Source organism: Nocardiopsis lucentensis DSM 44048 (assembly GCF_000341125.1).
GTDB lineage: Bacteria > Actinomycetota > Actinomycetes > Streptosporangiales > Streptosporangiaceae > Nocardiopsis > Nocardiopsis lucentensis.
On record NZ_ANBC01000904.1, the window covers coordinates 1 to 10530 of the forward strand.

12 protein-coding genes are annotated in these 10530 nt (G+C 71.0%); 6 read left to right on the plus strand and 6 right to left on the minus strand.

Annotated features, from left to right (window positions below; all coding sequences use genetic code 11):
• The coding region (locus tag D471_RS37135; protein ID WP_017602160.1) for a coiled-coil domain-containing protein at nucleotides 1-519 on the minus strand (519 nt) is incomplete at its 3' end.
• Nucleotides 520-724: 205 nt separating this feature from the next.
• Here D471_RS37135 and D471_RS0130745 point away from each other — a divergent pair.
• Together D471_RS0130745 and D471_RS0130750 are read left to right on the plus strand one after the other, a co-directional pair.
• Nucleotides 725-1075: an SCP2 sterol-binding domain-containing protein gene (locus D471_RS0130745; protein WP_026128256.1), complete on the plus strand. Its 351-nt coding sequence runs from the start codon at nucleotides 725-727 to the stop codon at nucleotides 1073-1075.
• Nucleotides 1076-1155: 80 nt separating this feature from the next.
• On the plus strand, nucleotides 1156-2457 hold the full coding sequence (locus tag D471_RS0130750; RefSeq protein WP_017602162.1) for a DUF1015 family protein: 1302 nt from the start codon (nucleotides 1156-1158) through the stop codon (nucleotides 2455-2457).
• 38 nt (nucleotides 2458-2495) lie between these two features.
• Here the strand turns inward: D471_RS0130750 and D471_RS0130755 are convergent, their stop codons facing one another.
• Nucleotides 2496-3995: a serine hydrolase domain-containing protein gene (locus tag D471_RS0130755; RefSeq protein ID WP_241479756.1), complete on the minus strand. Its 1500-nt coding sequence runs from the start codon at nucleotides 3993-3995 to the stop codon at nucleotides 2496-2498.
• Between the two features lie 134 nt (nucleotides 3996-4129).
• On the opposite strand from D471_RS0130755, the gene D471_RS0130760 reads away from it, so the two are divergent.
• Both D471_RS0130760 and D471_RS0130765 read left to right on the plus strand, forming a co-directional pair.
• Nucleotides 4130-4933, plus strand: a complete 804-nt coding sequence (locus D471_RS0130760) for an aminoglycoside N(3)-acetyltransferase (RefSeq protein WP_017602164.1) — start codon at nucleotides 4130-4132, stop codon at nucleotides 4931-4933.
• Between the two features lie 101 nt (nucleotides 4934-5034).
• On the plus strand, nucleotides 5035-6042 hold the full coding sequence (locus tag D471_RS0130765) for an HAD-IIA family hydrolase (RefSeq protein WP_017602165.1): 1008 nt from the start codon (nucleotides 5035-5037) through the stop codon (nucleotides 6040-6042).
• A gap of 5 nt (nucleotides 6043-6047) precedes the next feature.
• Here D471_RS0130765 and D471_RS0130770 read toward each other — a convergent pair whose 3' ends face one another.
• Nucleotides 6048-6410, minus strand: coding sequence for a single stranded DNA-binding domain-containing protein (locus tag D471_RS0130770; protein WP_017602166.1), 363 nt, complete (start codon nucleotides 6408-6410; stop codon nucleotides 6048-6050).
• Nucleotides 6411-6571: 161 nt separating this feature from the next.
• On the opposite strand from D471_RS0130770, the gene D471_RS0130775 reads away from it, so the two are divergent.
• Nucleotides 6572-7546: an MBL fold metallo-hydrolase gene (locus D471_RS0130775; protein WP_017602167.1), complete on the plus strand. Its 975-nt coding sequence runs from the start codon at nucleotides 6572-6574 to the stop codon at nucleotides 7544-7546.
• Between the two features lie 155 nt (nucleotides 7547-7701).
• Complete coding sequence (locus D471_RS37140; RefSeq protein WP_017602168.1) at nucleotides 7702-8442, plus strand: GNAT family N-acetyltransferase; 741 nt, start codon at nucleotides 7702-7704, stop codon at nucleotides 8440-8442.
• On the opposite strand, the gene D471_RS0130785 is transcribed toward D471_RS37140, so the two are convergent.
• From D471_RS0130785 to D471_RS41450, 3 genes are read right to left on the minus strand one after another with little or no spacing between them, the layout of a single operon-like run.
• Complete coding sequence (locus tag D471_RS0130785) at nucleotides 8420-8794, minus strand: NUDIX domain-containing protein (RefSeq protein WP_017602169.1); 375 nt, start codon at nucleotides 8792-8794, stop codon at nucleotides 8420-8422. The two genes, D471_RS37140 and D471_RS0130785, sit on opposite strands and share 23 nt — an antisense overlap.
• A gap of 32 nt (nucleotides 8795-8826) precedes the next feature.
• On the minus strand, nucleotides 8827-9477 hold the full coding sequence (locus D471_RS41445) for a hypothetical protein (protein ID WP_017602170.1): 651 nt from the start codon (nucleotides 9475-9477) through the stop codon (nucleotides 8827-8829).
• A 29-nt stretch (nucleotides 9478-9506) separates the two neighbouring features.
• Nucleotides 9507-10097 (minus strand): hypothetical protein, encoded by a 591-nt coding sequence (locus D471_RS41450; protein ID WP_017602171.1) that lies wholly within the window; start codon nucleotides 10095-10097, stop codon nucleotides 9507-9509.
• Between the last annotated feature and the right edge of the window lie 433 nt (nucleotides 10098-10530).

Here is a 10530-nt window from a genome sequence, read left to right on the forward strand (position 1 = left end):
GGCCCCCGGAGACTCGGCGTCGACGGAGGCCCCATCTGCGGGCTCGGGGCGCGGTTCGGGGGCGACCGCCTCCTCGACGGGGGCGGCCTCCGGTCCCGGGGCGGCGATCGCGTCGGGTCCGGGACCAGGCTCCGGGCCCGCCTCGACGGGCGCGAAGACCCGCTCGGAAACCTGGTGGCGCGCGGCCAGACGGCGTTCGAGTTCAGCGACCCGACGCGCGAGGCGGTCGTGCTCCCCCCGGGGGACGACGTCCATCCGTTCCAACTGCCGTTCGACCTCGGACCGGACCAGGGCGGCGATGGCGGCACGGTTGGCCTGACTGGTCTCGATGAGCTCCCCCGCCAAGGCCTGGATGTTCTGACCGACCCTCGGCGGCAGCGCCTCGCCACCCGCCCGCTCCGGCGCGGCGGTACCGCTGGCTCGCAACAGCGCCTTGGCCGCCGCGACGGCCTCCTTACGCGACAGCTCTGTGAGGCCACTGGCGGCATCGAGATAGGTGCGTACCGCGTCGACGACCATGTTTCACGTGCTCCTTGATGGGACCGTGGAAGGAAGGGCAAGGGGAGGGGCGCACGGGGCGGGGGAGCCGCGGCGCGACGTGGGGGGTCGCGGTCAACGCTACCGGGGCGCGGGCCCCGATCGCACGGGAACCCGGGAGGCGGCGCCTTTCGTCCCGTTCGCGACGGCGGGCCCCAACGCGCACCGGATAGGGCATCATGTGGCCATGAGCAGCATCGAGGCGTGCCTGGCCGGCATCGCGAGGGTGAACGAACGCATTATCGCCCAACCCGAGTCCGAACGCCGCAAGCACATCCGCGAACGTTCGGTCAGCGTCGTGGTCCCGGACCTGTCGACGGTGTTCGACATGCGACTCACCCTGGACGGTCTCGTGGACATCACCCACCGCCCCTCCGACCAGACGGCACCCTCCCCGCAGGTGCGGGTGACCGTGGGCAGCGCCGACCTGGTCGAGCTGGCGGAGGATCGGATGGACTACGCCCGTGCGCTGCTCACCCGCCGCGTCAGGGTGGACGCCAGCATCAGCGACCTGCTGCGTATGCGCCGCCTGATGTAGCGCCTCCCCCGCGGGCCGAGCGGATCGGGAGGACGCCCCGACCAGGCGGCACACCGGTGGATAGGCGGTACCGTTCTGAGATGCCACGCCAACCTCTCGCACTGGCTCCCTTCCGAGGGCTGCGCTACACGGACCTGGACGTCGGGCGGATCCTCGACTCCGGTGAGTTCGAGGTCGCCAACCTCCTCGCTCCTCCCTATGACATCCCCGGCCCGGAGGAGACGCTCGAACTCCTGCGATCGGACCCACACAACGCCGCCTACCTCACGGTTCCCTACCAGCTGAACCTGACGATGCCCGGTAGCTGCGGCGGCCAACCCGCAGGGTTCATCTACGAGAAGGCGGCCGCACGCCTGAACACGTGGATCGACGACGGTGTACTGGCCCAGGACCCCGCAGCCGCCCTGTACGTGTACGAGCAGGTGACCGTGGACGGGACCCGCCAACGCGGGCTCATCGGCGCGCTGAGCCTGCCCTCGTCCACCGCTCCCGGCCCGGTGCGACCGCACGAGCAGGTGGAGCACGGCCCGGTGGGCGACCGAACCCTGCTGATGTCCAGCACCCGCGCCAACCTCGAACCGATCTTCCTGCTGTACCCCGGCGGGAACGGTGCGGCCACCCAGATCACCGAGGACGCGGGGAATCACGGGGAACTGCTGGTGGAAACCCACACGGCCGACGGGACCCGGCACCGGCTCTGGGCCATGACCGACCCGGCGACCCATTCCGAGATCGAAGCCGACCTCGCCCCCCGCACCGCCCTGATCGCGGACGGCCACCACCGTTACGCCGCCTACCAGCGAATGCACGAGTACGGCGACGACCCGGGATGGGCGTACGGCCTCGCCTACCTCGTGGACAGCGACGCCAATCCCCCGGCCCTGAACGCCATCCACCGCGTCGTGCCGAAGCTGACCGCCGACCAGGCGGCCGAGTCCGCGCGGTCGGTGGCCCGGGTCGAACGCCTGGACGCCTCCTGCCTCCCCGAAGCCGAGCGGACCCTCGCCAAGGCGAAGCACCCGGCCCTGCTCCTGGCCGACCCGAGTGGCGGCTTCCACCTCGTGTCCGGTTTCAACCCGCGGCGTCTGGCGGAGGCCGCCCCCTCGCGGTCCGACGCCTACCGGGAGCTGCCCACGACCGCACTGCACCACGTGCTCCTCCCTCTGTGGGACATCCCCGACCACCGCGTGCGCATGGTGCACGACGATTCCGCCGAGGCGATCGAGGCGGCCCGCCAGGGGGAGGGCACAGCCGTCATCGTGCCCCCACTGAGCGTGGAGCAGGTGTACGCGGTCGCCGAGCACGGCGAACTCACCCCGCGCAAGTCCACCTCGTTCGGCCCCAAACCTCGCAGCGGCCTGGTCATGCGGGTCCTGCCCTGACCATCGCGCTCCGCCCACCCCCCGACTGCGGACCACGATCACCCCCGACGCGGGATCGAGCTCGCCCACCGCACCGCACGAACCGCGTACACCCCGGCCACCGCGACCCCGGCGACCACCAACAGGGTGAACCCGGTGGGAATGACGTAGAAGGTCTGTTCCCAGGTGACATGACGGTTCTGGGCCAACAGCCCGAGGAGACGATTCACGAACACCGCGGCGAGGATCACGGCCAGGCCCGGCAGCAGACGCACCGCGGTACGCCACCGGGGACGAGCTCGGGCGGCCTCGACCCAGACCCCGGCACGCCGCACCCCCCGGTACCCGAGGTGGACGGCGAGCCCCGTCAGGGCGACCAGGACCAGGTCGAGCGCCAACAGAACCGCTCCGGCCGGGTCGGTGGGCTCCTCGCCAACGGCGAGGGCCACCAGCCCCGACAGCAGGGCGTAGGAATCGGAGCTGCCCAGCCCAGTGGGAGCCATCACCGCGATCCCGTACCCTCCCTCCGGCAGCAGCGCCTGGTAGGCCGTGTACGTGAACTGGACACCACCGTGCGACAGCATCGGCGTCCCCGCCGGTGTGTCCCGGGTGTTCCAGCCCAGGGCGGTGCTCTCGCCCAGCCCGTCCTCCGCGAGAGGGGTGTGTGTGGTGTCGACCCCCTCCCCCGACAGGACACGGGCACCGTCGGCGCCCTCTCCCCCGTTGTTCTGCGCGATGAGCCACCGGGCCATATCCGTGGCGGTCGTGACCATTCCGCCCGCGCCGTTGAAGTAGCTCTCCGGCTCCACGATGGGGACCGCTCGGCCGAGGATCGAGATATGGCCTCGTGCCACACCCGCCTCGAACACCTCGTCGGCGGTGTCCACCGTGGTGGTGGCGTCCATGCCCAGGGGTGTGAACGTGCGCTCGTCCAGGAACTCGTCGAAGGGTCGCCCCCCGACGACCTCCACCATGCGTGCCGCCACGTGGTAGTTGGGATTGTGGTAGTGTTCCTCGTTCCCCGGTTCGGCGGCCAACCGGACGTCGGCGAGGCGGGCGACCGCACCCTCCAGGTCGTCGGGAACGGGCGCCCCCTTCTCCGCGAAGGCGCTGTCGGTCATCCCGGAGGTGTGGGTCAGCAGTTGGCGGACGGTGATGTCCTCCGAACGCGGGTCCGCCGTCGTGAACTCGGGCAGGTGCGCCACCACCGGGTCGTCGAGCGTGATCTCCCCGTCCTCGACAAGTTGCATGACGGCGAGCGCGGTGAAGGCCTTGCTGACCGAGGCCGCGCCCATGGGGGTGTCGGCGGTCATCGGCTCGCCCCGGGAGTCGGTGCCATACCCGGCGGTGTGCACCACCCCCGACCCCCGGGTGACAGCGACGGTGGCGCCGGGCAGCGGCGAGGAGTCCAGATAGCCACCCACGTAGGCGTCCACGGTCTCGGGCGTCAGCGGACCGGAGGAGACCGCGGACCTGGTGTCGGCCGCGACGGGAGCGGCGCTGAGGAAGGTGGCGGCGACGGCCAGGAGGCCCGCCGCCACAGCCTTGATCGGGAACATGGTGACCATCGTGTTCCACGGGACACGGCCGGCGCGACGGTGTCGGCCACACCATGACCCTGCGGTCCACCACACCCACATCCGTACCGTCGTCCCCCGCCGTGGGGAATGACCGAACGAAAGCCGAGGACCCCATGACCGTCCCCCGGCCCACGAATCCCCGCTCCCCCCTGACCCGGTCCTCGCTCACCCGAGACCTATCCGCTCTCGGCGTCAGAGAGGGCGACACCCTCCTGCTCCACTCCTCCCTCCGCTCCCTCGGCTGGGTGTGCGGCGGAGCACCGACGGTGGTCCACGCGCTGACCGACGTGGTCGGCGCACGGGGAACCGTCACCGTACCAACCCAGACCATGGACAACTCCGACCCCGCGACCTGGACGCACCCACCCGTCCCCGAGGACTGGTGGCCGGTCATCCGAGCCGAGTCGCCACCGTTCGACGCGAGGGTGACCCCGACCCTGGCCATGGGGCGGATCGCGGAAACCCTGCGCACATGGCCCGGCGCGGTACGCAGCACACACCCGCAGACCTCCTTCGCCGCCCTGGGGCCCCAAGCCGGCCGACTCATGTCGGAGCACGCGCAGGACTGCCGACTGGGCGAACGCTCCCCGCTCGCCGGGCTGGAGCGGGCCGGCGCCCGCGTCCTGCTGCTCGGGACGGGGTACGCGTCCTGCACGGCCTTCCACCTCGCGGAGTACCGGTTGCCCCGGCCCGCCCAGGAGGAGTTCTCGTGCGCGGTCATGACCACCGAGGGGCGGCGGGCGTGGGTCACCCACGACGACGTGGCTCTGGACGCGAGCGACTTCGAACACCTGGGAACGGCCTTCGAGGGCACTGGTGCCGTGACGACGGGGCGAGTGGGCCAGGCCACGGCACGGTTGTTCTCCCTGCCACGGGCCGTGGAGTTCGCGACGGGGTGGCTGCCCCGACACCGCTGACGAGTGCGACGCAGCGCACACCGGGGACGGGCGGCCCCGCTCACCCCGGCGCCCGTAGCCTGGACACGTCCACTCCCATCGCACGGAACGGGTGCCCCGCCATGTCCCTGCTCGCCGCCGACCGCCCACTCTCGGAGCTGTACGACGCGATGCTCCTCGACCTGGACGGCGTGGTCTACATCGGTCCGCGTGCGGTGCCGAGCGCACCGGAGGCCGTGGGCAAGGCGCGCGCGGCGGGGGCACGGGTGGCGTTCGTGACCAACAACGCCGGGCGAACCCCCGCCCGGATCGCCGAGCACCTCACCGATCTCGGCGTCACCGCCACCCCCGAGGACGTCGTGACCTCGGCCGAAGCCGCGGCACGTGTGGTACGCAACCGGTTCCCGACCGGGTCGGACGTGCTCGTGGTGGGCGACACCGGACTGCGCCAGGCCATCCGGCGCATGGGGCTGCGGCCGGTCACCGTGGCGACGGAGTCGGTGGTGGCCGTGGTGCAGGGATACGCGCGCGGAATGTCCCGCGACCTCCTCGACCAAGGCGCGCTCGCGGTGGCCCGGGGCGCGCTGTACGTGGCGAGCAACGCCGACGCCACCGCACCCAACGAGTGGGGGATCACCCCGGCCAACGGCTCCTTCGTTCGAGTCATCGCCCACGCGACCGGCGTGGAGCCGATCATCGCGGGTAAACCCATGCGCCCGCTGCACGAGGAGGGCATCCTGCGCACCGGAGCCCGCAATCCGCTGATCGTCGGCGACCGCCTGGACACCGACATCGAGGGCGCCACGACGCACGGGGCCGCCGGGATGCTCGTGTTGTCGGGAGTGGCCACGCCGTTGGACGCGCTGGCCGCACCAGCGCACCAGCGCCCGCGCTACCTGGCCTGGGACGTGTCGGGGATGAACCAGACGCACCCAGCCGTGGTCCGGGAGGGAACTCGGACCCGCTGCGAGGGGTGGACTGCCGACACCGACGGCGGCGAGCTCCGCCTGGAGGGAACCGGAGACCGGTTGAACGGGCTGCGCGCACTGTGCGCGGCGGCGTGGGCGGACGACACGGTGGACCCGACCGGCCCGTCCGTACACGAGGCGCTGAACCACCTGGGTTGGTGACCCGATCACGACTCCTCCCCCTTCTTTCCCACCCGCTCCGCCGTGCGCACTTCCACCTCATAGATGGCTCGCACCCCATCACGGACCCGCCGGACACGCCTGCGCAGTGCCCCGGTCATCTCGACGACCTCATCCAGCCTCCAGGCACGGACCCGTTCCTGAACACCGGGGTCGAAGCTGACACAGGTGATGGAGTCGGAGCGGTGTCCCCGGAACCTGGACTCGTCCGTGCGGGCCGCACAGATCCGCCAGGTGGCGATCCGGTCCCCACTGGGCAGTTCCCGGACCGAGGGTTCGGCGGTGATGCGCCCCGCCACGACGATCTCATTGCGATGCCCCGCCCGCGCGGGGGTCGTCCGCTGGCCCATGTACCCTCCTTCCCGAAGTGCGCTAACTCCAGGCTCGCGTGGCCTGAGCCGAAGGAAAAGCCCCATCTCGAACCTGTGGACAACTCCCCCTGCTCCCTCCCGTCGGGGACGACCTGTCCTAGAGTCGGTGGTCTCAGCCGCGTGACCGGACAGGAGTGCTTGTGGACGTGAACGACCTGCCCGAGGGAATCACCCACCTGGGCGACGACGTCTTCGCCATCGACACGATGCTCGCCGGGTACCCGGGCGTGGTGTCGGCCTACCTGATCCGATCCGAACGACCATGCGTCGTCGAGGTCGGCACCGCCGGGTCGGCACCCGTTCTGCACCGCGCGATCTCCCACCTGGGGCTGGCCGCCGAGGACCTGGCGACCATCGTCGTCACGCACATCCATCTGGACCACGCGGGCGGCACCGGCGACATGGCGGCCGTGTTCCCCGACGCGGAGATCGTCGTCCACGAGCGCGGCGCTCGGCACCTGGCCGACCCGAGTCGGCTGATGAGCAGCGCCGCGATGGTCTGGGGCGACCGGTTGGAGACCCTGTTCGGGCACATGCGCCCCACCGAGGCGACCCGGATCCGCGCGGTCGGCGAGACCGGGGAGATCGATCTGGGCGGAGGCCGCCGCCTGGTGTCGCACTACGCCCCCGGACACGCCAAGCACCACATGGGCCTGGTCGACACCGCCAACGGCGACCTCTACGTCGGCGACGCCCTGGGGGTGTACAACCCGCTCACGGGCGACGTCCGCCCGGCGACCCCGCCCCCGGACTTCGACCTGGACGCGTGCCTGCGCACCCTGCGGCTGTTCGGCGACATCGAACCGCGACGGCTGATGTTCTCCCACTTCGGCGCCGCGGAGTCGGTACCGGAGACGATCGAGCGCGCGGAGGCCGAACTGCGGGTGTGGGTGGAGACCGTACGCGAGTCCCACGGCACCGTCGGCGACCTGGACCACGCGATCGCCATGGTCCGCGACAAGGTGATGACCCGGTACGCCCCGATGCCCGCCGGGGGTGCGGAGGTCCTCGACACGCTCGCGGGAGCGGAGACCAACGTGTCCGGCATCGTGCACTGGTTGGACCGGCTGGAGGCCGAGCGCGCCGAGAAAAAGGACATGCGGCCCGGGGAGTGACGCACTAGGGTCGCCCGACATGACGATCCGAGAGCTCACCGCGGACGACGTCCCCGAGGCCCACCGTCTTCTGAGCGACGCCTTCCCCGCTCTGGCCGTGTCCGAGGAGGCCGTGGGCTGGCGCCTCGAACACGGACCACCGCGCCCTGGTCCGTGTGCAGGACGGCCGGATTACCGGGCACGTCCGTTCGGTACTGCGCGACGGGGTCGGTACCACCCTGCTCATCGCGGGCGAGGACGGGACGGGCACGGACCTGTTGGCCGCCTCCGAGCGGAGCCTGGTCGAGCGGGGCGCTCGGAGTCTGCGTGTGACGGCGGCCGAGGAGGCGGTCCAGCGCGACGGTCAGGCTCTCCTCGAATTCCTCGGCGGGAGCGAGGTGGTCGACACCCACCAGATCCTCGGGCTCGACCTCCGGAACCTGCCGCCTCTTCCGGCCGCGCCCGTCGGCGCGGAGCTGCGCACGTGGCACGAGCTCGATCCGCGCGCGCTGTACGAGCTCGACCGCCTCACCAGCGCGGACGAACCGGGAGAAGCACCCGCCTTCGCGCCGTTCGAGGACTGGTACGCGAAGATGTGGGGGCACCCTCTCCACGACCTGGACCTGAGCCTGGTCCTGCTGCTCGACGGCAGGCCGGTGGCCATCACCTGTTACGTCTCGGACCGCCGGGCCCGGATGGAGTCGGCGATGACCGGCACCCTCCGTGAGTACCGGGGCCTGGGGCTGGCCGACTACGCCAAGACCGTCGCCCTGCACCGCGCGCGGGAGAAGGGCTTCACCCGTGCCTACACGGGCAACCACACGGACAACGCGCCCATGCTCGCGATCAACGAACGACTGGGATACCGGCTCGTGGGCAGCGAGCACACCTTCGTCAGGGAAGTTCCAGCTCCGTGAGCAGGTGGGCGTACAGGCCATCGGACCACGACAGGTCCTCGGGCAGGTAGGCGAACTCCCGCACCTCGACGGTCTCGAAGTCGCCGCTCAACGGCGCGACGTCCACGACCTGGGCGCTGGTGACCACGGTGACGTGCCCGCTGGCCAGAACGTAGTACCCCAGCACGGACACCTCCCCGAGGGTGGCGTTCGCCTCCTCCCGGACCTCACGCACGACGGTGTCGTGGACGTCCTCCCCGGGTTCGGCGTGTCCGCCGGGGAACTCCCAGGCCCGATCCCGGTGGCGCACCATCAGCAGCCGGTCGCCCCGCAGCGTCAGGCACACCACCGAGTCGTGGGACTCGGGCAGCACCCCCAGATGTACCCGAGCCCCACCGAGCGGCCTCAGTCCCGCTCCCCGTCGTCGGTCTCCTCGGCTTCTTCGGCGTCCGTCCAGATGATGCCGTCGTGGTCGACATCCACGAGTTCGACACCCTCCAGGGCGGCGAGGCGCTCGTCCGCGTCAGTGACGCCCTCACGGTCCACCGCGGACGCCCGCGCGAAGTACTCGCGAGCGTCGTCCTCGCGGCCGAGTTCCTCCAGGACGTCGGCGTAGGCGTAGAAGAGCCGTGCGATCCACGGCCGCGCGCGGCGTTCCTTGAGTTCTGGGACCTGGAGTTCGACCAGGGCGGCCTGGAGATCACCCATGTCGCGTCGGGCCCCGGAGGCGACGATGCGCAGCTCGATCCGATCGGCGGCGTCCAGCTTCGCGGCCGCCGGGTCGTTGCCGATCTCCAGCGCGCGCTCGGGTCTGCCGAGACCACGCTCGCAGTCGGCCATGATCGCCAAGAAGCTGTCCCGACCACTCATCCGACGAGCGGCTCGCAGGTCGGCGAGGGCCTCCTGCCACTTGCCCACCGTGTAGGCCGCGACACCCGATGCCTCACGGACTCCGGGTACACGCGAAGCCTTGCGGCGAGCGAAGGCCGCGTGCCCGTACGCCCGCTCCGGGTCCTCGTCCAGCAGCAGGCCGGCGGCAACGATGTGCTTGCCCACGAGTTCGGCCAGGGACTTCGGCAGCGAGTTCAGGTCACGCTTGGTCTCGGGATCCAGCTGCTCGTAGGTGGCCGCCTCCGGCAGCGGAGGCGCGATGTCCGCGGGGTCGCGGTCACGATCACGGGATCGGTCGTCCCGGCGGTCGTCGCGACCCCGGAAGCCGCCACGGTCATCGCGCCGGTCGCCACGGAAACCACCCCGACGATCATCACGCCGGTCTCGGTAACCACCACGCCGGTCATCGCGCCGGCCCTCACGGCGATCACGGTCATCCCGACCCCGGAAGCCACCACGGTCGTCCCGCCGGTCATCCCGACCCCGGTAACCACCACGATCGTCCCGCCGGTCATCCCGACCCCGGAAGCCACCACGGTCGTCCCGCCGGTCATCCCGACCCCGGTAACCACCACGATCGTCCCGCCGGTCATCCCGACCCCGGTAACCACCACGGTCATCCCGCCGGTCATCCCGACCCCGGAAGCCACCACGGTCATCCCGCCGGTCATCCCGACCCCGGAAGCCACCACGGTCATCGCGCCGGTCGCCGCCGCGTCCCCTCTCACCCCGGGAACCGCTATAGCCGGAACGGGAGCGGGGTCCGTCGCCGCGTCCCCGACCATCGGGCCTCCCGGAACGGTTGCCGCTACGGTCGTTGGCTCCGGAATCCTCGCGGTCTCCCGATCGGCTGTCCTCAGTCATCAACCCGTCCGTCAACATTCAAAAGCGCCGCCAGCGTAGGGTGCGGCAGCGCATCAAGTATTTGTCCCCCCAGCTTACGGTATCTGTACCCCCGGAACGCCCTCCCCAGGGGTGACCAGTCCCCCAGCACCGAAGGCGCCGTGAGGTCACAGCACCTGACTGGGAGGTGGCCCGTTGGTTGTCCACAGGTCCACAACACGGGATAGCACCCCACCTCCCACCCACGCTTAACTAGAAACCGGGGGGACCCCACCCCACGCACCCACCCCCACACCCCATCGTTCACAAACGCACAAACACCGGCACAAAAAAAGGGGGCCGCCCACCAAGGACGACCCCCCAAGAAAAACCGTG

Coding starts and splice junctions, on each gene's coding strand:
- D471_RS0130750 (WP_017602162.1), top strand. CDS start 1,156: ATGCCACGCCAACCTCTCGCACTGGCTCCCTTCCGAGGGCTGCGCTAC.
- D471_RS0130765 (WP_017602165.1), top strand. CDS start 5,035: ATGTCCCTGCTCGCCGCCGACCGCCCACTCTCGGAGCTGTACGACGCG.
- D471_RS0130745 (WP_026128256.1), top strand. CDS start 725: ATGAGCAGCATCGAGGCGTGCCTGGCCGGCATCGCGAGGGTGAACGAA.
- D471_RS0130770 (WP_017602166.1), bottom strand. CDS start 6,410: ATGGGCCAGCGGACGACCCCCGCGCGGGCGGGGCATCGCAATGAGATC.
- D471_RS0130755 (WP_241479756.1), bottom strand. CDS start 3,995: ATGTTCCCGATCAAGGCTGTGGCGGCGGGCCTCCTGGCCGTCGCCGCC.
- D471_RS0130760 (WP_017602164.1), top strand. CDS start 4,130: ATGACCGTCCCCCGGCCCACGAATCCCCGCTCCCCCCTGACCCGGTCC.
- D471_RS41450 (WP_017602171.1), bottom strand. CDS start 10,097: ATGGTCGGGGACGCGGCGACGGACCCCGCTCCCGTTCCGGCTATAGCG.